The organism is Haloarcula ordinaria (genome assembly GCF_029338275.1).
GTDB lineage: Archaea > Halobacteriota > Halobacteria > Halobacteriales > Haloarculaceae > Haloarcula > Haloarcula ordinaria.
In genome coordinates, this window is record NZ_CP119789.1 from 990,423 (window position 1) to 1,013,896 (window position 23,474).

Sequence of the window (23,474 nt, forward strand, 5' to 3'; positions counted from 1 at the left end):
CTACCATCGCTCGACCAGGACGTCGCCGGACCTGAGGACGCGAATCGGCGCCGTCTCTTCGAGCAAGGACCGGGCCTGGTCGAGTTTCTCGGCCTTCTCCGCGTACAGCGTCAGGAGGTCGTCGCCGACGCCCACCTCGTCACCCGTCCGACAGTGGAGCAGGATGCCGGCCCGATGGTCTTTGGGTGCGCCCGCCCGCCGCGCCAGTTCGTTCACGAGCGCGTTGTCGACGTGGGTGACGACGCCGTCCCGGTCGGCCGTGACCGTCGTGTCGACGGGACCGGGGTCGAGGTCCGCGACGGTGACGTCCGGGTCGCCGCCCTGGGCTGCGACGATCTCGCGGAACTTCGCCTCTGCTCGCCCGCTGTCGAGAATGTCCGACGCCGCCTCGGTGACGCCCGCACCGTCGAGGAGTATCTGCGAGAGCCGTTCGCTCTTCTGGCGGAGGGACGCCGGCCCGCCGCCCTGCAAGACGGCGAGCACGTCCCGGGCCTCGAGGACCGGCCCGATGCCCTGCCCGATTGGCTGTTCCCCGCGCGTTATCGCACAGTCGACCGCCATCCCGAGGCGCTCGCCGACGTGGCGACAGTCCTCTGCCATCTCGCGGGCTTCGGACAGGCTCTCTACTTTCGCGCCCTCACCGTAGGGGATGTCGATGACGACGTTGGTCGCGCCGGCGCTCTTCTTCTTCGAGAGCACCGAGGCGATGACCTGCCCCGGCGGGTCCAGCGACAGCGGCGTCTCCGCGCGGATGATCTTGTCGTCGACCGGCGAGAGGTTCACCGCCCCGCCCCAGACCATACAACCGTTCGTCTCGGCGACGATCTCCTCGATCTCCGCGAGCGAGAAGTCGACGTCACAGAACACCTCAACGGTGTCGGCGGTGCCCGCCGCGGAGGTCACGGCCCGCGACGACGTCTTCGGGATTGTGAGCCCCGCTGCGGCGAGAATCGGGACGATGATGGGCGTGACCCGGTTCCCGGCCACGCCGCCGATGGAATGCTTGTCGACGACAGGCGTGCTGTCCCACCGCATAGTCTCGCCGACTGCCACCATACACTCGGTGAGTGCGATCATCTCCTGTCTGGACATGCCGTTGGTGTAGACGCCCGCGACGAAGGCGCTCAACTCCACGTCGTTCAGCCGGTCGCGGTTGATGTCGCGGACGATGGCACGCAGCTCCGAGAGTTCGAGCTCGATGCCGTCGAGCTTCTTCTTCAGATAGGCCACCGAGTCGGGCCTCGTCGCCAGCGTCACGTCCACGGTCCCGGTGATGTGTCCCAGCGGCCGCGTGACGCCGAGTTCCCCAGCCCCGACCAGCTCGTCGGTGACCTCCACGATGCCCGTCGTGACCCGGTCGTCGTGGGTGATATGGACCCGGTCGAGCGGATGGGCCCCGAGGTCGCTCGCGTCGGCCGAGTTCAGCAGGACAGTCGGCGTCCGCGTGCCGATGTCGATATCGAGTCCGGTGAGTTCCATGTGCCCACTTCACACCCCCGCGGTAATAGCGCGACCCCCACCGGTACCCTCTTCTCACTTGCCTGCGGTACCGATTGCATGTCCAGTGTTACGGCCGCCCCCCGCCGACCCGGTACGTGTCGACAGGTTCGGTGCCCATCGTGACACCGCCGCTCGGCGAGTGGGCGTTCGACCGCCGCGGGCCCGAACACAGCAAGCGGGTGTACGACTGGTGGGGGAGACACGACTGGGCCTACCGGGCCTTCGTCAACGGCTACCTGCTCGGACGCGAGGGAGCCTTCCGGACACGGACGGTCGAGTCGCTCGGTCTCGACCCCGGCGACTGGGTCCTCGACGTCGGCTGTGGCCCCGGGCCGAACTTCGACGTGCTCGCGGACGCCGTCGGTCCGACGGGGGCTCTCGTCGGTGTCGACGCGAGCGAGGGGATGGTCGAGCGAGCGACAGCACGGGGTACGACGCTCGACTGTTCGGCCACCGTACTCCAGGCCGACGCCGCCCGACTGCCGCTGCGAGACGCGTCTGTCGACGCGGCGTGTGCGACGCTCTCGCTCAGTGCCATGCCCGATATCCCGGCCGTCGTCGACCAGCTCGCTCGCGTCCTCCGACCGGGCGGTCGGCTCGCGGTACTCGACGCCCGTCCCTTCGAGGCTGCGTACGCCCGGTGGTTGAACCCGTTCATCGAGCGTGCCGCTGCCTACCTCACCAACTGGTATCCCGACGCCGACATCGTCGGCGCGGTCGACGAACGGTTCGCCGACACGACGCTCCGGACCTTCCAGGGCGGTTCCATCTACGTACTCACCGGACGGAACGGGACGGAGCGCTAGTCTTCGTCCGGCCGAGCCAGCAGTTCCTCTTCGTAGGCCGCGACGGCGCCGACGACCGACGCCGCGTCGTCCGCTGGCACATCGAACTCGTCGAGGCTCGCCTCGAGTAACTCGACGGCACGCTCGATGTGCGCCGGTGTGAACGGGACGTGGAGGTGGGCCTCCCGGACCGGCGCCGCGTCGTACGTCTCCGGTCCTCCTGCGGCCTCACAGAGAAAGTCGGTCTGTGTCCGCCGCAGCATCTCCATGTCCGCGTTCTCGAAGAACGGACCCAGCTCCTCGTCTTCCACAAGTCTGTCGTAGAAGTCGTCGACGACCGCTCGGATGCCCGCTTGTTCCCCCAAACGTTCGTACAACGTTTGCTCCGCCATACGGGTCCCACGGTGGTTTCGACCAATATTGTTTCGCCGTCGCGCCGTCCGACCGGTGGCTCGCGACGAGACGACGGCCCCGTTGCCGCCAGCTGTCTACCTCGATGGCCCCCTTCGACCTGTCGCGCCCTTCGAAGTGCTAGTGGTCTAGTCTCGAACCATCCGAACTGACGAGAAAATCTACAAAATCCTGGATTATGGACTCACCTTGTACCCAAAAGGGCCAAACTATACCATATATAAGAATTATATCTCTAAAACACGAATAAACTCGGATTTAAAATTTCGAAGAAGGATATTAGTCAACAAAAATGGGTAAGATGAGTTCGAAATTACCAATCAGTGTGCAAACCCTCTCAGTAGTCCTGTCTGTGACTACACTTCTATCGGATATCTTCACTCTCGCGGTTCTCGGCCGCTATCGCGCGTTCGGGCCAGCGGACGGGCATCCGACTCCACTGGGCCCTGCTCTCTGAGAATAACATATGTACGTCTGATAGAAATATGGATTCTGTGCAGTCCGCTCCAGTACGACGCCGTCGGCTGCCCGCGGACGGTCCTGTTCGGACGAGCGACTCTGTCTCGAGGGTTCGACTGGGATGCCACTATATCGTGGCACTGTTTGACACCACCCATGATAAAACCCGGTGTCGGCGGGGGAGCTGACGGCCCCGAGGTTCGTGATCGCCGTCAACGTATCCTGTTCGCTGTCGCACGCCTGCGGCTCAGCCGTGTGTAGCACGACTCGATTCGGCGAGTCGGCATGCCCCATCTGACTGTTCGCTCCCGGACCCGCTCTCTTCGCTACGATACTGCGTACCACAATCTTTAACCCTACATTCCGAGTCTCCAGAGACCATGGCGAGAGAAGACGAACCGGACTATCGCATACCCCCAGGCGGCGGCGTGCCGTGGCGGGACATGGGAATGGAGGAGACGCACCGGCCGCCGGAACGCGACGTCGAGATAACCGGCATCGAGACGATGGCCATCGCGGGCAACTTCACGTGGGGCATCGTTAAGGTCGAGACCGACGCCGGCGTCTACGGCCTGGGCGAGACCTTCCGCGCCGAGGCGGCGCTCGATATGGCCGGCCGGCTGGCGGTCGACCTCGTCGGCGAGAACCCGCTCGATACCTCCCGCGTGCGCGAACTGCTCGAGCAGCGCTACACTGGCGCGGGCGCTATCGGGCAGGCCGCGTTCACGGCCATCGAGACGGCCTGTTACGACATCAAGGGCAAGCTGTTCGACGTCCCCGTCTACGAACTGCTGGGCGGGAAGTACCGGGACGATATCAAGATTTACTGTGACACCCACGGCGGCGAGTCGCTGGGCGAGGCTGCCGACCACGACCCACGGGACGTCTACACGCCCGAGGCGTACGCTCGCGCCGCCCGCGAGGTCGTCGACGAGGGGTTCGAGGCGCTGAAGTTCGACCTCGACGTGCCGACCCACGCCGAGTACGACGAGGCCAGCCGGCGGATGGGCAACGAGGCGCTCGAGCACAAGGTCAGCCTCGTCGAGGCCGTCCGCGACGAGATCGGCTACGACGTCGACCTCGGGATGGACCTCCACTGGAACTTCACGACCGAGACGGCCATCCGCCTGGGCAAGAAACTCGAACGGTTCGACCTCGCCTGGCTCGAGGACCCGGTCCCGCCGGAGAAGACCGAGTCCCAGCGCCGGGTGACCGAGGCGCTCGACGTGCCGGTGCTCACCGGCGAGAACCTCGTCACCGTCTCGCAGTTCAACGACGCCGCCCGGGAGGGGATGATGGACATCGCCGCGCCCGACGTCAACAAGTGCGGCGGCCTGGGCGAGTACGTCGACATCGCCACCGTCTGTGACCTCTACGGCATCCCCATCGCCTCGCACAATATCTCCAGCCCGCTGGGGACCGTCGCCGGTGCCCACGTCTCCGCGGCCATCCCGAACTTCCTTTGCCTGGAGTGGCACGCCCGGGACGTCCCGTGGTGGAACGAGATGGCCGAGCGCGTCGACGGTTCGGGCCCCGTCCTCGAGGACGGCTCCATCGACGTGCCCGAGGGCCCCGGCCTGGGCGTCGAACTGAACCCTGACATCTGCGAGGAGTACCTGGTCGACGGCTACGACCTCATCGTCTGAGACGCTGTCCGCGTCGGTTCGCCTGCGGTTCGAGGACGAAGGTGGTGCGAGAGCCGAGACCTCGCGGGTCGACCACAGCCGGGGCTTCCTGATTGAGTCCCTCCGAATTCCCATAACTAAACATCATCGATTTTCCCGCCGACGGCGACTGGACACGCCCTCGGCGTCCGTAGGGAGGACCTACCTGAGTTCGCGACGGGACGTCGAATCGAACCCGCCGTGCGGAGTGGGCGGCGGCGTCATAGATAGCGGAGGTTTTATCCGGGTGGTATGCACACACTCACACGAATACGTATGACAGACCGCTCGAACACGTGGCCTCGTGGTGGGGTGTCGACCGAACAGCTGCTGGAGCGCTGGGCGGCTCTGGACCGGGGCTGGAAAGCGGCAGCCTTCGGTGTCCTCATCGTCGCGGGCCACGCGCTGTGACGATGAGGCAGTTGTCCCGTTCGCTTGGCCGAGTAGTCCCGGGGCTCGCGCTGCTGGTCGCCCTCGCCGTCATCGCCCGTGTCGTCGGCGATGCCGTCCCGGCGCTCAGCCCCCTCATCGTCGCTATCGCTATCGGCGTCGTCATCGCGAACTCTGTCGGGCTCCCCGAGGTCGCCGCGCCCGGAGCCAACCGGCACAAACTGCTGCTGGAGACCGCCATCGTCCTGCTGGGCGCGCAGTTGACGCTCGACGCCATCGTCGAGGCCGGGGGGACCGTCGTGGTGCTCGCCACGCTCGTCGTCCTCTTTGGCGTCCTCTACCTGGAACTGCTGGCGCGGTTCGTCTTCGGCATCGACGGCGGGGCCCGCGCGGTGCTCGCGGCCGGGGCGAGCGTCTGCGGTGTCTCGGCGGTACTCGCCGTCTCCGGGACCGTCGACGTCAAGGAGTCGGCCGTGACCTACGCCGTGGCGACCATCCTGCTGTTCGACGCCGTCACGCTCGTCGTGTTCCCCGCCGTGGAACCGCTGCTCGGCCTCACCGGACAGCAGTTCGGTATCTGGGCGGGCCTCAGTCTGTTCAGCACCGGCCCGACGGCCGCCGTGGGCTTCGCCGTCTCCGAGACGGCCGGTCGCTGGGCCACGCTGACGAAACTCGTCCGCAACTGCTTCATCGGCGTCCTGGCCATCGGCTACGCGCTTCGGAACGCGACGGCCGATGCCGACTCCGTCTCGCCCACCGAGGTCTGGACGCGGTTCCCCAAGTTCCTCATCGGGTTCCTGGTCGTGCTCGTCGTCGCGAACCTCGGCGTCCTCTCGCAGGGGGCGCTGTCCTCGATCGAGCGCACGACCGACTGGCTGTTCATCATCGCCTTCGTCGGCCTCGGGTTCGACATCGAGTTCCACCGGCTCCGCGCGGCGGGCCTCCGCCCGGTCGCCCTCGTCCTCGTCCACCTGACGACGGTCAGCGTCCTGACCTACACCGCGGTCACGCTCCTGTTCTGACTCGTCGGGGTCCCGACGTGTCACGCCTCCGAGGGCAGGGGGGAAAGCATTAATATTGGGGGCTCATTCCCCCACCTGTATGGCAGACAGATACCTACAAGTCGTCGAACCGTCGGACAACGTCGCGACGGCGCTCCGTGAACTGGAGGCAGGCGAGACAGTCACGGTCGCCGTCGGCGACGAGGAACGAACAATCGAGGTACAGGAGGACGTCATCTTCGGACACAAGATCGCCGTCGAGGACATCGCGTCGGGCGAGACCATCACGAAGTACGGGAAGAGCATCGGCAACGCGACCGAGGACATCCCAGCTGGCACGTGGGTCCACGTCCAGAACGTCGAGAGCAACTACGGCCGGGGCGACCTCGCCGGCGACAAAGAAACAGCGGCAGTGAGTGAGTAATCATGAGCGAATTCCTTGGATACGAACGGGACGATGGGAGTGTCGGCATTCGAAACCACGTTGCGATTATCTCCACAGCACCCTACGCCAACGACACGGTCAAGCGCGCTGCGGATATCATCGACGGGGCGGTCCCCATCACCCATCCGCTGGGCCGCTGTCAGACCAAGCCCGACGTGTTCCAGACCTACCGGACGCTGCTGGGCTACGGGACACACCCGAACGTCTACGGCACCGTCGTCGTCGCCCACGCCGGCGAGATCGTCGACGGTGACGAGCTGGCCGCGGACGTCGCCGAGACCGGTCGCCCGAGCGACTCGGTCAACATCCACGCCGAGAAAGGCGTCATGAACGCACTGAAGCGCACCGTGGACTCCGCGCGTGACATGGTTCAGGAAGCCAGCGCCCAGCGCCGCGTCCCCGCGGACATGTCGAACCTCACCTTCGGTATCAACTGCGCGACGTCGGACACGACGAGCGGTCTCTGTCAGCACAAGGCGACGGCCCGAGCGGTCTGGCGGCTCATCGACGAGCACGGCGGCCGGGGCTGTTTCGCCGAGACGCCGGAGTTCTTCGGCGGCGAGAACGAGCTCTCCGAGCGGGCGGTCAACGACGAGGTTCGAGACGAGATTCTCGAACGCGTCGACAACTGGGACAAGCGACTGCAGGCGACGGGTTACGACGTCCGCGGTGCCCAGCCGACGCCGGACAACATGGACGGCGGACTCACCACCATCGAGGAGAAGTCGCTGGGTGCGCTGGTGAAATCCGGCGACGGTCCGATTCAGGACATCATCGACTACGGCGCGAAGATCCCTGACGACTCGGGGATGTACATCATGGACACGCCGGGCCACGGTGCCGAGTCCGTGACCGGCATCGGCGCGGGCGGCGCCCACTTCATGGTCATCTCGACGGGCCAGGGCCACACGCTGTCGAACGCCATCATGCCGACCATCAAGATCACCGGGAACCCCGGCAGCGCCGAGCGCGTCCCCGAACAGACCGACGTCGACGTCAGCGAGGCGCTCGTCGGTGACGAGACCTTCGACTGGGCCGGCGACCAGCTGTGGGACGAGATCGAGAAGGTCGTCAACGGTCAGGTGACGCTGAGCGAGGCGATGGGCGAGAGTCAGTTCGCCATCCACCGCATCGGCCCCTCGACGTAATGGAGATCGGCCGGCAACGGGCCGTCGACGTTGCCACGCAGGCGTTTCGCGCACACGGGATCACTGCGCCCGACGCGGTTCAGACGGCCGAGGTCCTTGTGAGTGCCGACGCCAGGGGCAAACACTCCCACGGCTTGCTCCGGCTCCCCCGGTTCGTCCGTGGCATCGAGCACGGGAACGTCGACCCCGACGGTACCATCGCCGTCGCGAGCGAGCGCGGCGGGGCGGCGACCATCAGCGGCGGGTCGCGCCTGGGGCCGGCCGTCGCGAGCACAGCGACGGCCGAGGCGATGGACCGCGCCGAGAATCACGGCGTCGGCGCGGTCGGCGTCCGCGACTCGAACCATCTCGGGATGCTGGGCTACTACACCGACCAGCTCCAGCAGGCGGGCTATGTCGGCATCGCGATGACGAACACCGAACCGGCGATGCCCCCCTACGGCGGCGCCGAACCAGTGCTGGGGACCAATCCCATCGCCATCGGCCTGCCGACCGACCCGGTGTTCAACCTCGACATGTCCACGTCGGCCATCGCTCGTGGGACGGTCTTCCAAGAGCAGGAGACCGGCGGCGAGCTCCCCGAGGGCGTCGCGCTCGACGCCGACGGACAGCCGACGACCGACCCGGCGGCCGCCCTGGACGGGACGATGCTCCCCTTCGGCGGCCCGAAGGGGTCGGGCCTGGCCGTCGCTGTGGAGGTCCTGGCCGGCGGCCTCGTCGGTGCGTCGATGGGCGAGGCCGTCACCGGCACCTACCATACCGAAGACCCTTGCACCAAGGGCGACCTCTTTCTCGCCATCGACCCCGACGCACTGGGCGTGTCGGACTTCGCCGACCGGGCGAGCTCGTTCCTCACCACGTTGACGAACGGTGCACCCGCCGCACACGCTGACGAGATCCGCCTCCCCGGACAGCGCTCAGTCGAGCGCGACCGGAACGCGACCACTGTGACGGTTGCGGACGACCTCTGGGCCGAAGCCCAAGCACTCGCTACCGACGACTGACACCTTTCGATGTCGGTGCTCCCACTGTCGCGCACCTGTGACTCTCCACCGCGATTCGACCGAGTATCGCGACACACAGATGTAATCCGGTCATTTGCATTAGAATATCTCTATTTACTCGGATTCTAGTTCTAAAATACGCCTCTAGGTTCGAACAGGACTGGTTCTATGCTGCTATATTCGCATACGTATCTATACTTAAAACTCGAAAGGAGAAAGGTCGAGAATCGAGTCATACTACGACGTTTTTGTTTCCATGCTCTCCAGTCTGATTTGCTGTCCGCGACGGCCCACGCACGACCGGGAACGCCAGAGGGACTCACAGCGACCGGCGCGTGGCAGCCGAGTCAGAACACCGCGGTCCACAACAGTATTAGCCGCAGCGACCGCTAGTGGTGGTGACTGCGGCGAGATGTCCACTACACGCACCAGACTCTCTCTGGCCGGAATCGTCTTCACCGTCCTCTTTGCGCAGGTGCTCCTCTACCCCGGCGTCGACGTCCTCGTCACGGCCTTCGGCGCCGACACGCCGCTGAACGCGAGCATGTGGTTCCTCGCCGCGGAGTTCGGGGCGTTCGTCGCCTTCGCCGGCGTCTGGGGCGCGGCGAGCGACGCGGCCGGGCGACGCGTCCCCTTCGTCATCGCGGCGGCGCTGGGCGGGGTCGTCGGCTACGTCGCCCTCGCAACGCTGCCCGCGCAGTTCGCCCTCCCGTTCGAGGCTATCCTCTTCCTGCGGGCTTTCCAGGGTGCGACGACCATCGGTGCGTTCTCGCTCGCGATGACTATGCTGATGGACCTCGAGGGCGGTCACGGCCGGAACATGGGTGCGGCGGGTATCGCCATCGGTGCCGGCACCGCACTGGGTGCGCCCGTCGGCGGCCAGCTCTTCGGCCTGGGGCCGTTCGTTCCCCTGTACGCCGCTGCGCTCCTGCTGTTGTTCGTCGCGCTCGTGGCGTGGACCGTTCCGGACGGCGCCCCGGCACAGAACCGCGATTCTGTCACTCGCGCGGTCTCTGCCGGGGTGCGCGAGACGCCGGCCCTCACGCTGCCGTACGCGTTCGGATTCATCGACCGGTTGACTGCGGGCTTCTTCGCGCTCGTCGGGACCCTCTACTTTCGGACCGTCTTCGAACTGAGCCCGGCGGCCACCGGGTTGTTGCTCGCCCTCTTTTTCGCCCCGTTCGGGCTGTTACAGTACCCGTTCGGCGTCCTGTCGGACCGCATCGGTCGGACAGTTCCCATCGTCGCCGGCTCGGCGCTCTACGGCCTCGGCGTGGTCGCGGTCGGGTACGCGCCGACCGTCGAACTCGTGGCCGTCGCGATGGTCGCCGTCGGCGTCCTCGGGGCGCTGATGGCCCCGGCGACGATGGCGCTGGTCACCGACCTCGCGTCACCCTCCGGCCGTGGGGTGGCGATGGCCGGTTTCAACGCCTTCGGCAGTCTCGGATTCCTCGTCGGTATCCTGCTGGGCGGCACCGTCGCCGGGACGTTCGGCTACCTCACGGCGTTCGTCGTCATCGGCCTGCTGGAACTCGGCCTGGCGCTCATGACCGTCCCGGTGTTCCTCCGCCTCGACGCCGACCGAAAGGCAGTGTTCACGCGGTGACGTGGGCACGTTGCCCCAATCTCGAACCGTCGCGAGCGCCGGGGTAAGACTGGACGCTAGCTCGCGAACAGCCGCCGCTCGGCGCGTTCGTGTTCTGCAGCCAGGACGTCGACCAGTGGCGCGAACGGGGTCATCTCGTCGACGGCCCGGTCGGCGCTGTCGTCGATAGCCGCCGTCATCACCGGCTTGAGCGCGTCTAGAATCCGCTGGGCGTCGGTATGCCCGAGCGAGAGGAGGCGTTGTGCTGCCCCGAGCAGTCCGGTGACGAAGCCGTGACACGACAGCAGACAGGCCTCGCGTTCGTCGATGCCGGCGATGGCGGTGGCGACGCCCAGGACGACGGCGTAGTTCCCGGGCGCGTCGCCGTCGCCGACCCGCTCGGCGTACGTCTCGAGGAACTGCTCGTCGCGAATCTCACACTGGAGCGAGAGCAGCCGGTCGCCGGACTGCTGGGCGCTCTCGCGGAACTCCGCGGCCAGCGTCACGGCCGAGAGACGGCGGTCGGCGCGACAGACCGCGTCGAGGTCGCCACGACAGGCCGCGCTGTGGGCGGCCCGCAGCGCCACGAGGTCGGCCGGGCCGACCTGCCGGCGGAGATAGGTCTCCAGCAGTGCTTCGAGGTCCGCTGCGTCCTCGACACGGCCGTCGGCGACGAACTGTTCGAGCCCGTAGGAGACCGAGTACGTGCCGACGGGGAGAAAGGAGTCCGCCAGGCGGAACGACTCGAGAGTCGCGTCGTCGCTCATCGCTCGCCTCCGTCGATCGGGCGGACGCTGTGGGTGTGTCCGTGTTCGTGTTTGTCGTGCGTGTGGCCGTGGTCGTGTCCGCCGTCGCTGTGGCCGTGGTCGTGCCCGTCGTGCGTGTGACCGTGGGTCCCGTGGCCTCCCTCGTCGTGGTCGTGGTCCGGCGTCGCGTCGTCGAACGTCGTCGGCGGGACCGTCTCGTAGCCCACGGTGACGCCGTCGGGCAGCAGGCCGTCCAGCGCCGCTTCCATCCGCTCGCGGGAGTCGGTCACCGGAAACAGCGCCGCCGTCTCCCGGACCGCGAGGTCCCAGTGGCGGTTCCCCAGCGCGTGGCCGAGCTCGACGGCGGCGGTCACGCTCACGTCGGCCTCGGCGAAGTCCAGGACCAGCGCGTCGACCTCGGCGAGCGAGACGACGACCAGCCCGCCGTCCGCTGTCTCGAGGACGTCCCCGTCCGAGAGGTCGTCGGCGACGACGATGCCCAGGTCGGTCCCGTCCTCGGTCGTCGTCCGGACGCGCGACCGCCGCCGGTCCGTGTCCGAGAGGACCACGTGGTGTGGGTCGGTCTCGGCGAGTCGCTCGGCGACGTCGGGGTCGTCGCGGGTCCCGAGGCGTGTCTCGGCGACCAGCATCAGTACTTCCTCCCCGACGGAGCCGGTGCGTCTATCAGTTCCCGCCGCGCGCAGTCCCAGCCCGCCTGGAGCGTGGCCTGGACGGTCTCGGCCCGGTCGCCGAGCGCCCGGATGCCGACACCGGCGCCGTTCGGGAGCGCGCTGGCGCCGGCCCGCGCCTCGCCCTCGGCGACCGCCTCGTGGAGCCGGTCGCTCAGGCCGGCCGCGTCTCTGTCCGGCGCCAGGACGAACGTCGTGCCGTAGACGGTGTATTCCCCGAGGACGCCCGGCGCGTGGGGGTCGGACTCGTCGGGCACGAGGTGCGTCGTATCCTCGAACAGCAGCTCACCTGGCCCCGTCGCACGAACTCGCGAGAGGTAGCGTTCGAACGCGAACGCCTCGCCCCGTGCGAGGCGGCCGGGGACGACGATGTCACTGACGACGGCCGTCGCGCCGGGTGCGAGCGAGACATCCAGGTCCTGGACGTACCGGGAGTCCGCGTGCAGTATCGTCGGTTCGGGAACGTAGTCGAGGTGGGCGTTTCGGCCCACGGACAGGGTCGTCTCGGCGCCCGCGTAGTTGTGGTCCATCGACTGGACCTTCGTCGAGCTCTGTGTCGAGACGTGCGCGAGTGCACCGTCCTCGACGTCTATCGTCACGTCGTGGCGGTCGCCCTGCGCGATGCCGCCGGTCGGTGACTGGAGGAAGACCGTCTCGACGTCCGGATGCGGGTCGTGTCCCAGCGTCCCCGAGATGTGGAACGGCACCGTCGCGTAGTCGTAGACGAGCCGCGTTCCGCCCTCGCTCGGCGCGAACCTGAGTTCGAGGACGCCGTCCTTGCCCGGTGCACCCACGGCGGCCTGGGGCGGCACCTCGGCAGCGTAGCCCTCGAAGGCCGGGTGTGGTGCGTCGGTCGGCTTCTCGTCCTCCGATTCTCCCCTTTCTTCGGGCTCTCGGTCCGCTCGCGCGTCCGTCGCCATCAGGCGAACAGGACCCCCTCTCGAACGTGCTGCAGCACCTCGTCGATGCCCTCTTTCGCCTTGCAGTCGGTGAAGACGTACGGACCGTCCCGAACCTCGCGGGCGTCCCGTTCCATCACGTCGAGGTCCGCGCCGACGTAGGGTGCGAGGTCGGTCTTGTTCACCACCAGCAGGTCGCAGTCGACGACGCCGGGCCCGCGCTTGCGGGGGATGTCGTCGCCCTCGGCGACGCTGATGACGTACAGCGAGTAGTCGGCGAGTTCGGGGTTGAACGTCGCCGCGAGGTTGTCGCCGCCGCTCTCGATGAGCACGATGTCGAGGTCGGGATGCTCGGCGAGGAAGGCGTCTATCTGCTGGAGGTTCATCGACGGGTCCTCGCGGATGCCCGTGTGGGGACAGGCACCGGTCTCGACGCCGGCGACGAGGTCCTCGGGGACGACGCCCGCGAACCGCTCCCGCAGGCGGTCGGCGTCCTCCTGGGTGAGGATGTCGTTGGCGATGACGCCGACGTCGAGGCCCGCCTCGCGGAGTCGGGGGACCAGTTCGGTCAGCAGCGAGGTCTTGCCCGAGCCGACGGGCCCGCCGACGCCGACCGTCGCCACGTCTCGGTGTGTGAGGCTCATGTGTCCGTCCCGGGCTCCTCGCCCCCGTCGGCGGCAGCTTCCTCGCTCTCGGCGTCGGCGGCGCCCACGCTGTCGGAGCGAATCGGGTCGTGGACCGTCACCAGTTTCGTCCCGTCGGGGAAGACCGGTTCGACCTGGATCATGTCTATCATCTCCGGGACGCCCTCCATCACGTCGTCGCGGCCGAGTAGCTGGGAGGCGCCCGAGCGAATCTCGGCGACCGACTGGCCGTCGCGGCCCCGCTCGATGCACCAGTCGCTGATGTAGGCGACGGCTTCGGGGTGGTTCAGCGGGACGCCTCGCTCCTTGCGGCGTCGCGCGACTTCTGCTGCGGTGAAGACCGTGAGTCGTTCCTGCTCTTTGGGTGTGAGTTTCATAGGATGTATCGTTGTGCGAGTGGAATCTCGCTCGCTGCGTCTGACGTGACTCGCTCGCCGTCCATCTCGACCGTGAACGTCTCCGGGTCGACGTCGACGGTCGGACTGTACGTGTTCAACACGAAGTCGTCGGTCGTCAGGTCGCGGGTGTCGCTGATGGGCATGACCATCTTCGAGAGGTCGTACTTCGACCCGATGTCGTCGTCGTAGGCCTGCTGGCTGACGAACTGGACGCTGGTCACGTCCGGTGCAGAGCCGAAGGCGCCGTACTGCGGACGCATCTCGATGGGTTCGCAGGTCATCAGCGACCCGTTGGCCTCGCCCATCGCGGCGTACGCCGGGAACCCGCCCTTGATGACGGTCTCGGGCTTGATGCCGAAGAAGGCGGGGTCCCACAGGACGATGTCGGCCAGCTTCCCGGGTTCGAGCGACCCGACGTAGTTGTCGATGCCCGCCGTGATGGCGGGGTTGATGGTGTACTTCGCCAGGTACCGTTTGATGCGGTGGTTGTCTGCTCCGGAGCCATCGTCCTGTGGCAGCGGGCCGCGCTGGGTCTTCATCTTCGAGGCGGTCTGCCACGTTCGGGCTATCAGCTCACCCATCCGCCCCATCGCCTGTGAGTCCGTCGCCATCATCGAGACCGCCCCGATGTCGTGCAGGACGTCCTCGGCGGCGATGGTCTCGGCGCGGACTCTCGATTCGGCGAACGCGACGTCCTCGGGGACGTCCGGGTTCAGGTGGTGACACACCATCACCATGTCCAGATGCTCCTCGAACGTGTTGTCCGTGTAGGGCATGGTGGGATTCGTCGACGACGGCAGCATGTGTTTCTTCCCGACGAGTTCGATGATGTCGGGTGCGTGGCCGCCGCCGGCGCCTTCGACGTGGTAGGCGTGGAGCGTCCGGCCGTCGATGGCGTCGAACGTGTTCTCGACGAACCCGCCCTCGTTGAGCGTGTCCGTGTGGATGGCCACCTGCACGCCGGTCTCGTCGGCCACGTCGAGACAGGTGTCGATGACGCCCGCAGTCGCGCCCCAGTCTTCGTGGATCTTGAGCGCGACGGCCCCGGCTTCGACCTGTTCGTGGATGACCTCCGGGCGCGAGGAGTTCCCCTTGCCGTAGAAGCCGACGTTGACCGGCCAGGCCTCGGCGGCCCGCATCATCATCTCTAAGTTCCACTTGCCGCTGGTGATGATGCCGACCGTCGAGGGACCGACGCCGCCGCCGAGCATCGTCGTGACGCCCGACGCGATGGCGTGGGTCGGCAGCTGCGCCGAGTTGAAGTGGACGTGGACGTCGATGGCGCCCGGCGTCGCTATCATCCCCTCCGCGGAGACGACCTCCGTGTTCGCGCTGACGACGAGGTCTTCGTCGACGTCGTCCATCGTCTCGGGGTTGCCGGCGTTGCCGATGCCGGCGATGTAGCCGTCCTTGATGCCGATGTCGCCCTTCTGGATGCCCATCACGGGGTCGAGAATCACCAGGTTCGTCAGCACCCAGTCGAGTGCGCCCTCCTCGGCGGTGAAGCCGGGCTTCAGCCCCATTCCGTCGCGCATGGTCTTGCCGCCGCCGAAGACGGTCTCGTCGCCGTGCGTGATGTGGTCGGTCTCGACCTCGGCGACGAGTTCGGTGTCGGCCAGCCGGAGTCGGTCGCCCTCGCTGGGCCCGTACAGCGAGGCGTACTCGTCGGCCGAGAGGTCGCGGGCCATTCAGAGCCCCCCGTAGCCGCCCTCGCGGGCGCGTTCGAGTGCCGCCGCCTTCGTCGACTCGTCCAGCGGGCCGTCGACCAGCGCGTTCATCCCCGACATCACACGGTTGCCGCCGACGGCGACCAGGTCGACCGAGCGCTCGTCGCCGGGTTCGAACCGGACCGCGGTCCCGGCGGGGACGTCCAGTCGCATCCCGAAGGCGGCCTCGCGGTCGAACTCGAGGGCGGCGTTGGCCTCGAAGAAGTGGAAGTGCGAGCCGACCTGCACCGGCCTGTCACCGGTGTTACTGACGGTCACCTCGGCTGTCTCGCGGCCCTCGTTGATCGTGACGCCGTCGCCGCGCGGATACACTTCACCGGGAACCCGTGGCTCGCTCACCGGCACTCCTCCGTGTGGTGTCGCGGCTCGCCGCTCGGTTTCGCGTATCGGCTGTCCGTCGAACGTTTAGACATTCTGCGTAATTCTTTATGTATTTGTGGTAAACCGGTTGTGAATGGTGCAAATATGAGTATTCGGGGTGCACAACTGACAGTTCGTCATAGCATGTATCGCTGTGCGAGTGGCAGTTCGGACGACGGTTCGCAGGTGACGGTCTCGCCGTCGACTTCGACGGCGAACGTCTCGGCGTCGACCTCGATGTCGTCCGGACAGTAGCTGTTGTACACCATGTCGTCCTTGCCCGGCGTTCGAGTGCCCTTGACCGGGACGACCGGCGTGTCGAGCCCGTACTCCTCGCCGACGCCGGCCTCGGCGGCCGCCGGGGAGACGAACGAGAGCGAGAGACCGTGTTTGGCCTTGCCGACCGCGCCGGCGCGTTCGCGCTGGAGGATGGGCTCGCAGGTCATCAGCGACCCGTTGGCCTCGCCCATCTCCGAGTGGACCGGGAAGCCGCCCTTGAACGTCATCGCGGGCTTGACCCCGAAGAACGCCGGGTCCCACAGGCAGATGTCGGCCATCTTGCCCGGTTCGAGCGTCCCGACGTAATCGTCGATGCCCGCCGCGATGGCCGGGTTGATGGTGTACTTCGCGATGTAGCGCTTGATACGGTGGTTGTCCGCCTCGCTGCCCTCGTCCTCGGGGAGCGGGCCGCGCTGTGACTTCATCTTCGAGGCGGTCTGCCACGTCCGGGAGATGACCTCGGCCATCCGCCCCATCGCCTGGGAGTCCGACGTCATCATCGAGATAGCCCCCATGTCGTGCAGGACGTCCTCGGCGGCGATGGTCTCGGCTCGCACGCGGGACTCGGCGAAGGCCACGTCTTCGGGGACGTCCGGATTGAGGTGGTGACACACCATCACCATGTCCAGGTGCTCGTCGAACGTGTTGTCGGTGTATGGCATCGAGGGATTTGTCGACGAGGGCAGCATGTTGGGCTCGCCGACCATCTCCATGATGTCCGGTGCGTGGCCCCCGCCGGCGCCCTCGATGTGGAACAGGTGCATCGTCCGGCCGTCGACCGCCGCGAAGGTGTTCTCCACGAAGCCGGCCTCGTTGAGCGTGTCCGTGTGCATACAGACCTGGACGTCCTCGTCCTCGGCGACGTCGAGCGCGGTGTCGATAGCCGCCGGCATCGACCCCCAGTCCTCGTGGAGTTTCAGCGCACAGGCTCCGGCTTCGACCTGCTCGCGCAGGGGGGCGGGGTCCGAGGCGTTGCCCTTGCCGTAGAAGCCGACGTTGACCGGCCACTCCTCGGCGGCCTGCAGGAAGCGCTTGATGTTCTCCGGGCCGGTCGTGCAGGTGGTCGCGCCGCCGCCGTAGCCGCCGCCGAGCATCGTCGTGATGCCGGAGGCGAGGGCGTGTTCGTGCAGCTGGGCTGAGTTCCAGTGGATGTGGATGTCCAGGCCGCCCGCGGTGGCAATCTTCCCCTCGGCGGGGTAGGCGTCGGTCGACGGGCCGACGACCATGTCGACGCCGTCCATCGTGTCGGGATTGCCCGCTTTGCCGACGCCGACGATCTCGCCGTTCCGGATGCCGATGTCGCCGGTGACGATTCCCAGCACGGGGTCGATGACCGTCGCGTTCGTGATGACCCAGTCCAGTGCACCCTCTTCCTGGGTGACGCCCGGGGCCATCCCCAGGCCGTCCCGCAGCGTCTTCCCGCCGCCGAAGACCGCCTCGTCGCCGTGGGTCCGGTAGTCCTCTTCGACCTCGGCGAACAGCTCCGTATCGCCGAGTCGGACCTTGTCACCGACGGTCGGACCGTACAGTTCGGCGTAGTTCTGTCGGTCGATGTCGCGGGTCATTCGTCCCCCGCTGTGCCGGTGTCCCCGAAGCCCGCTGCCCGGAGGCGCTCCAGCGCCTCGCTCGGGTCACCGTCGACGCTCCCGTCGACCATCCCGTTCATCCCGTGGGCGACGCGCTTGCCCCCGATGGCGACCAGGTCGACGGTCTGTTCGTCGCCGGGTTCGAACCGGATGGCCGTCCCGGCGGGGATGTTCAGTCGCATCCCGTAGGCGGCCTTCCGGTCGAACTCGAGGGCGGCGTTGGCCTCGAAAAAGTGGAAGTGCGAGCCGACCTGCACTGGCCTATCGCCGGTGTTGCCGACGGTGACCTCGGCCGTCTCGCGCCCCTCGTTCAGTGTCACGGTACCGTCGCCGGGGACGGTCTCACCGGGGACGAGTCCGTCGGTCATCGCGACTCGCCACCTCCGGCCCGCCCGCGAGTAATTGTAAAGGCAAGCATCCTATGGAGGCGTTTGACGAGTCTCGTCATAAAAGGGCGCAGTGGCACAATATTTGCGCGGTTGCGAACTGGTTTGACACACATTCGTCTAATCGAAGACCATGCAAACGAACACGGCATCGCCCGGGCCCGTAATCGGAACCGTCATTGAGCGTCGGCGGGAGGAGACGACCTGATGGCTACCACGGAACTGACCGCCCTCCTGACCGCGGGACTCCTCGGGGTCACGCACGCGCTCGAACCGGACCACGTCGCCGGCATCTCGTCGTTGACCAGCGAGTACGCCGACTCGCGGCTGTCGGCGCTGGCCGGCGCGTGTTTCAGCCTCGGGCACGTCGCGCTCGTGGTCGCGTGGCTCGGCGTCGGCTACGTGGTCCTCGGTCGCACGGCGTTCCCGGCCGTCTTCGAGGCGGCCGGCACGGCCGGTGCCGGCGTTCTGCTCGGCCTGCTCGGGGCCGTGATGGCCGTCACGGGCCTCCGCCGGACCGTCCGCACGACCGAACACGACCACGAGACGGTGACCCACAGCCACCCGCACCTCCACCTCCCGTTGCCGGGGTTCGACGACCACGACCACGGCCACGACACGATCTCGTATCTCAAGACCGGCCTCGTCGGCGCGCTCTTCACGCTCTCGCCGCCTGTCTCGATGCTCGTCTTCGCCTCGACGCTCCTGCCGGACTTCGGGACGACCGTCGTCTCGCTCGCCGTCGTGACCTACGGCGTCACCATCACTGTGACGATGAGCCTCCTCGGTGCCGGCGCGGGCGCGCTGTTCGGATTCACCGAAGCGTGGAGCGAGACGTTCCACGGCGCGGCCCAGACCGTCGCCGGCGTCGCGATAGCCGCGCTCGCCGCGACGCTGCTCGTCGACGCGGTTCCCGTGCTGCTGTAGCGGGGTCCGTCGCCCACGACTTCTCGAGTGCTCGTTCGACGAGGCCCGACCAGCGCGCCGACCCGCCCAGCAACCAGCATGGATTGCCGCCTCGCCCGTCGCCGATGGCTGAAAACTGACGAATCGAACTATTTTCCCGGGGAATCATCCTGACGTTTGGTTTTCTCCGGCTACCCTTTAATTTCCTTAAACACAACCCGGTATCTGAAGGATAACATAATATTTTACTCGCAAGTCTTATATTTGTCCACCTGAAGGCCACGGATGTGAACGAAATCGTGGACGAATGTCCTGGAGATTCGAACGAAACCAACGATACGTACAGTAATAGTGTGGAAATTACTGATAAATGTGAATCTCTTCCTGGGGTGGCCGCATGAGTGACCGCCTCGTCAGTCGCCGTGGATTCCTCTCGTCGTCGGCGGTTCTCGCGGGGACGGCCCTCGCTGGGTGTTCCGGTGGGTCCGCCTCCAGCGACGACACCATCAAGATTGGCGTCATTGAAGACCGCTCGGGCAATTTCGCACTGGTCGGCGATCCGAAACACAAGGCGTCGCTGCTGGCTATCGAGGAGATCAACAACAATGGCGGGATCGACGGCAAACAGATTGAGGTGTTCGACCCCGACCCACAGTCCGACAACCAGCGATACCAGGAACTGACCTCCCGGGCGATACGGGAGGAGGAAGTCGACGTCCTCTGGGCAGGCTATTCGTCGGCCACCCGAGAGGCCATCCGCCCGACCATCGACCGCAACGAACAGCTATACTTCTACACGACCCAGTACGAGGGCGGCGTCTGTGACAAGTACACGTTCGCAGTCGGGCCGACGGCCCGGCAACAACTCGGCAGCGTCCTTCCATACCTGCGCGAGGAATTCGGGCCGGACATCTACACCATTGCAGCCGACTACAACTTCGGCCAGCTGAGCGCGGACTGGGTGAAGGTTCTGGCCAACGAGAACGACGCCAACGTCCTCGGTGAGGAGTTCATCCCGCTCTCGGAGACGGACTTCAGTTCGACGATCAATAACATCCAGGAGGCCGACCCCGACTTCGTGATGTCGATGCTCGTCGGCGCGAACCACACCTCCTTCTACGAACAGAAGGCCTCGGCCGGGCTCGACGTACCGATTGGGACCTCGACGGCGATGGCACAGGGGTACGAGCACCGGCGGCTCGACCCCCCAGCGATGGCGAACATCTACGCCGGTGTCAACTACATGGAGGAGGTCCCGACCGAAAGCAACACCGGCGACGGCGGGTTCGTCGACCGGTACTACGAGATGTACCCCGACGCCCCGTACCTCAACGAGGAGGCAGAGACCAACTACTTCTCGACGTACATGTACAAGCAGGCCGTCGAACAGGCCGGCACCGTCGAGCAGCCGGAGGTCATCGACGCCCTCGAATCGGGTATCTCGCTGGGGTCCGAGCGCGCGCCGGAGGCCCCCGAGGGCGAGACCATCGAGCTGGACGGGGCGACCCACCACGTCGACCACCACATGTGGGTCATGCGGGCCGACGACCAGCACAACACCGAAGCCATGGAGAACCGCAAGATCCCCGAACAGTTCCTCTCGAACACGGTCGGCTGTGACCTCCGGGAGGAGACCGAGACCACGCAGTACACGCCGGTCGACTACTTCGAGGAGGCCCAATAGCATGGTAAATGGGGTAAACCTGTTTTTCCAGTTCCTCGACAGCTTCGGCTTCATCGTGCTGGCTGCCATCGGTCTGGCAGTTATCTTCGGCATGATGGGTGTCATCAACCTCGCACACGGAGAACTGATCATGATCGGCGCGTACGGGACCACCCTCGTGGCTAATGCGGGCGCGCCACTCGTACTCGCGATGGCTGCTGGTGTGCTCGCAGCAGCCGTTGCCGGATTCATCATCGAGCGGCTCATCGTCAAGCGGCTCTATCATCGACCACTTGACTCGATGGTCGCGACGTGGGCCTTGGGGCTGGCGCTCACACAGGTCGTCCGTATAATCTTCGGGAACTCGCTGTCAAGTATCGGACTCCCGTTCGGGGCAATCCGCTTCGGCGCGTTCTCTTACTCGATGTACCGGACGGTGCTGTCGGTCGTCGCGTTGGCCCTCCTCGTCGGTGCCTACCTCGTGTTCACTCGCACCGAGTTCGGTATCAGAGCCCGTGCGACTATCCAGGATGCTGACACTGCGCGTGCGATGGGAGTCGACACCGACCGAATGTACACGTCGACCTTCGTCATCGGTTGCGCGCTGGCCGGACTCACCGGAGCGCTGTACGCCCCGGCGCTCTCGATCGTTCCCGGGATGGGGTCGACGTTCCTGGTCGAGGCGTTCGTGGCCGTCGTCACCGGCGGGACCTCTGTCCTGCTCGGGACGACGCTGGCCGCAGGCGTGCTGGGTTCAGCCGACGCCCTGTTCACCAACCTCTACGGTACCTTCATCGGGCAGGTCGCGATGCTCATCGTCGCCATCAGCATCCTTCGGTTCCTCCCGACCGGCCTCTCCGGTGCGCTGGAGGGCCTCCGAGAACAGCTTCGGGGTGACAATTGATGAGCGACAGCAGCCTGCTCAGCCGATTCGAGGGGCCCAACACGATCGGAAACTCACGGGGATTCTGGATCGGGTTCGCGGTCGCGCTAGCCGGCGCGCTCGTCTATCCGCTGTTGGTCGGTGGTTATCAGGCCGGTAACACAGCCCTGTTCCTGTTGTACGGTATCCTCGCGTTATCGCTGTCAGTGGTGTGGGGCTACACCGGTGTGTTGAGCTTCGGCCAGGTCGTGTTCTTCGGGTTCGCTGGCTACACGTTCGGCATCGTGAGCCTGAACCTCGGTAGCACGCTGGGTATCACTGTCGCAATCCCGGTGGCGATTGCCGTCGCCACGGTAGTCGCGTTCGTCCTCGGCTATTTCATGTTCTACGGTCGTGTCACCGGGGTCTTCGTGGCTATCATTACCCTCGTCACGACAGTCGTCATGCAGACGTTCATGGCCCAGACGGCCGGCGCCGAGTGGGCGATCGGCGCTGTCAAACTCGGCGGATTCAACGGGATGCCTGGAATCCCCAATATCGCTCTGGGTGTCGAAGGCGCGTCAGTGTCGTTCAGCGGTGTGCTGTTCTACTGGCTCGTGCTCGCCCTGCTCGTGCTCACCTACCTGGGATCGCGTGCGCTCGTGAACGGACGGTTCGGCTACGCGATGGTCGGCGTCCGAGAGGACGAAGACCGCATCGAGATGCTCGGGTACGACGTCCGGCGCGTCAAACTCACCGTGTTCACTCTCGGAGGGGCGATGTCGGGGCTCTCGGGCGTGCTTTACGCCTCGTGGGGGAACTACATCGACCCGTCGGTGTTCACGCTGACGTTCGCGACGCTACCCGTGATTTGGGTGACTGTCGGCGGCCGAGAGTCGCTGCTGGGGGCGGTCATCGCGACCGTCTCTCTTGAGTGGTTCCGTCAGCAGCTCTCTATCACCGGCAGCGAGTTCGCTCTCGTCGTCGTCGGCTTGCTGTTGCTCTTCATCGTACTCGTCCTTCCGGACGGCATCATCCCGTACGTCCACAAGAAAGGCACCGCGGCCTACCGGCAGTACACTGGCACCGACGACGAACGGACGCGCGACGCTCCACAGGAGGAAATAGCAGAATGACCCCAGATACCGAAACGACAGAACAGTCCGGCTCCGGCACTGGGCCGAACGTTCGAAAGACACCAGCCGCCGACTCGACCGGCGTCGACACGTCGACGCTCCTGCAGACCGAAGGGCTGACCAAACGCTTCGGTGGCCTCACCGCTATCGACAGCGTCGACTTCGCCATCGAGGAGGGGGAACTCCGGTGTCTCATCGGTCCCAACGGCGCCGGAAAATCGACCCTGTTGAAACTCATCACCGGCCGCCACGACGCGACCGAAGGTCGCATCTATTACGATGGGGCCGACGTGACTGAGTTCAGCCCTCACGAACGCGTTCGACGAGGCATCGGAATCAAGTTCCAGTCGCCAGCGGTCTTCGACTCGCTCACCTCCTCGGAGAACATCCGCATGGCGATCCAGCGAACTGAGGACGGCGACTTCTCTGACAGCATCCGTTCGACGCTCGAACGCGTCGGATTAGCCGATAAGGGCGACGTCCTCGCCTCGGATCTCTCACACGGCCAGCAGCAACGGCTCGAGATCGGGATGACGATCGCACTCTCCCCCTCGCTGCTGTTGCTCGACGAACCCGTCGCTGGCCTCTCGATGGAGGAGCGCGAGGAAATCGCGGACCTGGTCCGCACCCTCAACGACGACGGCCTCACGCTCATCGTTATCGAACACGACATCGATTTCGTCGACCGTATCGCCGACCAGGTAACGGTGCTGAACCAGGGAGAGATCTTCCAGGAGGGGAGTATCGACGAGATACGGTCGAACGAAGAAGTGCGCCGAATCTACTTAGGAGATGCCTGAG

Annotated in this window: 24 protein-coding genes; 13 read left to right on the forward strand and 11 right to left on the reverse strand. The window is 66.1% G+C overall.

The annotated features are described in order from the left end of the window. Positions 1-1,479 carry an AMP phosphorylase gene (locus P1L41_RS05260; protein WP_276297819.1) on the reverse strand — a complete coding sequence of 493 codons (1,479 nt, stop codon included), beginning with the start codon at positions 1,477-1,479 and terminating at the stop codon, positions 1-3. 116 nt (positions 1,480-1,595) lie between these two features. Between P1L41_RS05260 and P1L41_RS05265 the strand changes: the two genes are divergently transcribed. Further along, the gene (locus tag P1L41_RS05265) at positions 1,596-2,306 is read left to right on the forward strand and encodes a class I SAM-dependent methyltransferase (protein WP_276297820.1); all 711 of its coding nucleotides are present in this window, start codon (positions 1,596-1,598) and stop codon (positions 2,304-2,306) included. On the opposite strand, the gene P1L41_RS05270 is transcribed toward P1L41_RS05265, so the two are convergent. Further along, a complete protein-coding gene (locus P1L41_RS05270; RefSeq protein WP_276297821.1) occupies positions 2,303-2,677 on the reverse strand; it encodes a group I truncated hemoglobin in 375 nt (124 codons plus the stop codon). The genes P1L41_RS05265 and P1L41_RS05270 overlap by 4 nt on opposite strands. Positions 2,678-3,535: 858 nt before the next feature. Between P1L41_RS05270 and P1L41_RS05275 the strand changes: the two genes are divergently transcribed. The 7 genes from P1L41_RS05275 to P1L41_RS05305 all read left to right on the forward strand — a co-directional run bounded on the left by P1L41_RS05275 (position 3,536) and on the right by P1L41_RS05305 (position 10,413). Continuing rightward, positions 3,536-4,801, forward strand: a complete 1,266-nt coding sequence (locus tag P1L41_RS05275; RefSeq protein ID WP_276297822.1) for a mandelate racemase/muconate lactonizing enzyme family protein — start codon at positions 3,536-3,538, stop codon at positions 4,799-4,801. A gap of 294 nt (positions 4,802-5,095) precedes the next feature. Then, positions 5,096-5,230, forward strand: a complete 135-nt coding sequence (locus P1L41_RS05280) for a hypothetical protein (protein ID WP_276297823.1) — start codon at positions 5,096-5,098, stop codon at positions 5,228-5,230. Positions 5,231-5,232: 2 nt separating this feature from the next. Next, complete coding sequence (locus P1L41_RS05285) at positions 5,233-6,231, forward strand: YeiH family protein (protein WP_276297824.1); 999 nt, start codon at positions 5,233-5,235, stop codon at positions 6,229-6,231. 79 nt (positions 6,232-6,310) lie between these two features. After that, positions 6,311-6,634, forward strand: a complete 324-nt coding sequence (locus P1L41_RS05290) for a UxaA family hydrolase (RefSeq protein WP_276297825.1) — start codon at positions 6,311-6,313, stop codon at positions 6,632-6,634. Between the two features lie 2 nt (positions 6,635-6,636). Beyond that, positions 6,637-7,803 (forward strand): UxaA family hydrolase, encoded by a 1,167-nt coding sequence (locus P1L41_RS05295; RefSeq protein ID WP_276297826.1) that lies wholly within the window; start codon positions 6,637-6,639, stop codon positions 7,801-7,803. Beyond that, positions 7,803-8,807 (forward strand): Ldh family oxidoreductase, encoded by a 1,005-nt coding sequence (locus P1L41_RS05300; protein ID WP_276297827.1) that lies wholly within the window; start codon positions 7,803-7,805, stop codon positions 8,805-8,807. The genes P1L41_RS05295 and P1L41_RS05300 overlap by 1 nt, the downstream gene beginning before the upstream one ends. Positions 8,808-9,219: 412 nt before the next feature. Further along, complete coding sequence (locus P1L41_RS05305; protein ID WP_276297828.1) at positions 9,220-10,413, forward strand: MFS transporter; 1,194 nt, start codon at positions 9,220-9,222, stop codon at positions 10,411-10,413. Between the two features lie 56 nt (positions 10,414-10,469). Here the strand turns inward: P1L41_RS05305 and P1L41_RS05310 are convergent, their stop codons facing one another. The 9 genes from P1L41_RS05310 to P1L41_RS05350 form a co-directional block, all read right to left on the reverse strand. Next, on the reverse strand, positions 10,470-11,159 hold the full coding sequence (locus tag P1L41_RS05310) for an urease accessory protein UreF (protein ID WP_276297829.1): 690 nt from the start codon (positions 11,157-11,159) through the stop codon (positions 10,470-10,472). After that, complete coding sequence (locus P1L41_RS05315; RefSeq protein WP_276297830.1) at positions 11,156-11,788, reverse strand: urease accessory protein UreE; 633 nt, start codon at positions 11,786-11,788, stop codon at positions 11,156-11,158. Before P1L41_RS05315 ends, P1L41_RS05310 begins: the two co-directional genes overlap by 4 nt. Beyond that, on the reverse strand, positions 11,788-12,747 hold the full coding sequence (gene ureD / locus P1L41_RS05320; protein WP_276297831.1) for an urease accessory protein UreD: 960 nt from the start codon (positions 12,745-12,747) through the stop codon (positions 11,788-11,790). The genes P1L41_RS05315 and ureD overlap by 1 nt, the downstream gene beginning before the upstream one ends. Further along, a complete protein-coding gene (gene ureG / locus P1L41_RS05325) occupies positions 12,747-13,370 on the reverse strand; it encodes an urease accessory protein UreG (protein WP_276297832.1) in 624 nt (207 codons plus the stop codon). The genes ureD and ureG overlap by 1 nt, the downstream gene beginning before the upstream one ends. Next, positions 13,367-13,747, reverse strand: a complete 381-nt coding sequence (locus P1L41_RS05330; protein WP_276297833.1) for an urease subunit gamma — start codon at positions 13,745-13,747, stop codon at positions 13,367-13,369. Before P1L41_RS05330 ends, ureG begins: the two co-directional genes overlap by 4 nt. Then, on the reverse strand, positions 13,744-15,456 hold the full coding sequence (gene ureC / locus P1L41_RS05335) for an urease subunit alpha (protein WP_276297834.1): 1,713 nt from the start codon (positions 15,454-15,456) through the stop codon (positions 13,744-13,746). Before ureC (P1L41_RS05335) ends, P1L41_RS05330 begins: the two co-directional genes overlap by 4 nt. Next, entirely contained in the window at positions 15,457-15,834 is a 378-nt protein-coding gene (locus P1L41_RS05340; RefSeq protein ID WP_276297835.1) for an urease subunit beta, read from the reverse strand. 158 nt (positions 15,835-15,992) lie between these two features. Continuing rightward, on the reverse strand, positions 15,993-17,699 hold the full coding sequence (gene ureC / locus P1L41_RS05345) for an urease subunit alpha (protein ID WP_276297836.1): 1,707 nt from the start codon (positions 17,697-17,699) through the stop codon (positions 15,993-15,995). Then, a complete protein-coding gene (locus P1L41_RS05350; RefSeq protein WP_276297837.1) occupies positions 17,696-18,088 on the reverse strand; it encodes an urease subunit beta in 393 nt (130 codons plus the stop codon). Before P1L41_RS05350 ends, ureC (P1L41_RS05345) begins: the two co-directional genes overlap by 4 nt. Before the next feature lie 225 nt (positions 18,089-18,313). Between P1L41_RS05350 and P1L41_RS05355 the strand changes: the two genes are divergently transcribed. The 5 genes from P1L41_RS05355 to P1L41_RS05375 all read left to right on the forward strand — a co-directional run bounded on the left by P1L41_RS05355 (position 18,314) and on the right by P1L41_RS05375 (position 23,473). Further along, on the forward strand, positions 18,314-19,033 hold the full coding sequence (locus tag P1L41_RS05355; RefSeq protein ID WP_276297838.1) for a HoxN/HupN/NixA family nickel/cobalt transporter: 720 nt from the start codon (positions 18,314-18,316) through the stop codon (positions 19,031-19,033). A gap of 376 nt (positions 19,034-19,409) precedes the next feature. Then, positions 19,410-20,696: an urea ABC transporter substrate-binding protein gene (locus P1L41_RS05360; RefSeq protein ID WP_276297839.1), complete on the forward strand. Its 1,287-nt coding sequence runs from the start codon at positions 19,410-19,412 to the stop codon at positions 20,694-20,696. Position 20,697: 1 nt separating this feature from the next. After that, a complete protein-coding gene (gene urtB / locus P1L41_RS05365; RefSeq protein ID WP_276297840.1) occupies positions 20,698-21,579 on the forward strand; it encodes an urea ABC transporter, permease protein UrtB in 882 nt (293 codons plus the stop codon). After that, complete coding sequence (locus tag P1L41_RS05370) at positions 21,579-22,673, forward strand: ABC transporter permease subunit (RefSeq protein ID WP_276297841.1); 1,095 nt, start codon at positions 21,579-21,581, stop codon at positions 22,671-22,673. Before urtB ends, P1L41_RS05370 begins: the two co-directional genes overlap by 1 nt. After that, positions 22,670-23,473, forward strand: a complete 804-nt coding sequence (locus P1L41_RS05375) for an ABC transporter ATP-binding protein (protein ID WP_276297842.1) — start codon at positions 22,670-22,672, stop codon at positions 23,471-23,473. Before P1L41_RS05370 ends, P1L41_RS05375 begins: the two co-directional genes overlap by 4 nt. Position 23,474: the final 1 nt, after the last annotated feature.

What these genes read in the sequence shown, in the direction of transcription:
- P1L41_RS05295 (WP_276297826.1), top strand. Translation starts at nt 6,637, where the DNA reads ATGAGCGAATTCCTTGGATACGAACGGGACGATGGGAGTGTCGGCATT.
- P1L41_RS05280 (WP_276297823.1), top strand. Translation starts at nt 5,096, where the DNA reads ATGACAGACCGCTCGAACACGTGGCCTCGTGGTGGGGTGTCGACCGAA.
- P1L41_RS05330 (WP_276297833.1), bottom strand. Translation starts at nt 13,747, where the DNA reads ATGAAACTCACACCCAAAGAGCAGGAACGACTCACGGTCTTCACCGCA.
- P1L41_RS05290 (WP_276297825.1), top strand. Translation starts at nt 6,311, where the DNA reads ATGGCAGACAGATACCTACAAGTCGTCGAACCGTCGGACAACGTCGCG.
- P1L41_RS05260 (WP_276297819.1), bottom strand. Translation starts at nt 1,479, where the DNA reads ATGGAACTCACCGGACTCGATATCGACATCGGCACGCGGACGCCGACT.
- ureG (WP_276297832.1), bottom strand. Translation starts at nt 13,370, where the DNA reads ATGAGCCTCACACACCGAGACGTGGCGACGGTCGGCGTCGGCGGGCCC.
- ureC (WP_276297834.1), bottom strand. Translation starts at nt 15,456, where the DNA reads ATGGCCCGCGACCTCTCGGCCGACGAGTACGCCTCGCTGTACGGGCCC.
- P1L41_RS05270 (WP_276297821.1), bottom strand. Translation starts at nt 2,677, where the DNA reads ATGGCGGAGCAAACGTTGTACGAACGTTTGGGGGAACAAGCGGGCATC.
- P1L41_RS05275 (WP_276297822.1), top strand. Translation starts at nt 3,536, where the DNA reads ATGGCGAGAGAAGACGAACCGGACTATCGCATACCCCCAGGCGGCGGC.
- P1L41_RS05370 (WP_276297841.1), top strand. Translation starts at nt 21,579, where the DNA reads ATGAGCGACAGCAGCCTGCTCAGCCGATTCGAGGGGCCCAACACGATC.
- P1L41_RS05285 (WP_276297824.1), top strand. Translation starts at nt 5,233, where the DNA reads ATGAGGCAGTTGTCCCGTTCGCTTGGCCGAGTAGTCCCGGGGCTCGCG.
- P1L41_RS05315 (WP_276297830.1), bottom strand. Translation starts at nt 11,788, where the DNA reads ATGCTGGTCGCCGAGACACGCCTCGGGACCCGCGACGACCCCGACGTC.
- P1L41_RS05300 (WP_276297827.1), top strand. Translation starts at nt 7,803, where the DNA reads ATGGAGATCGGCCGGCAACGGGCCGTCGACGTTGCCACGCAGGCGTTT.
- ureD (WP_276297831.1), bottom strand. Translation starts at nt 12,747, where the DNA reads ATGGCGACGGACGCGCGAGCGGACCGAGAGCCCGAAGAAAGGGGAGAA.
- P1L41_RS05355 (WP_276297838.1), top strand. Translation starts at nt 18,314, where the DNA reads ATGGCTACCACGGAACTGACCGCCCTCCTGACCGCGGGACTCCTCGGG.
- P1L41_RS05350 (WP_276297837.1), bottom strand. Translation starts at nt 18,088, where the DNA reads ATGACCGACGGACTCGTCCCCGGTGAGACCGTCCCCGGCGACGGTACC.
- P1L41_RS05310 (WP_276297829.1), bottom strand. Translation starts at nt 11,159, where the DNA reads ATGAGCGACGACGCGACTCTCGAGTCGTTCCGCCTGGCGGACTCCTTT.
- urtB (WP_276297840.1), top strand. Translation starts at nt 20,698, where the DNA reads ATGGTAAATGGGGTAAACCTGTTTTTCCAGTTCCTCGACAGCTTCGGC.
- P1L41_RS05375 (WP_276297842.1), top strand. Translation starts at nt 22,670, where the DNA reads ATGACCCCAGATACCGAAACGACAGAACAGTCCGGCTCCGGCACTGGG.
- ureC (WP_276297836.1), bottom strand. Translation starts at nt 17,699, where the DNA reads ATGACCCGCGACATCGACCGACAGAACTACGCCGAACTGTACGGTCCG.
- P1L41_RS05305 (WP_276297828.1), top strand. Translation starts at nt 9,220, where the DNA reads ATGTCCACTACACGCACCAGACTCTCTCTGGCCGGAATCGTCTTCACC.
- P1L41_RS05360 (WP_276297839.1), top strand. Translation starts at nt 19,410, where the DNA reads ATGAGTGACCGCCTCGTCAGTCGCCGTGGATTCCTCTCGTCGTCGGCG.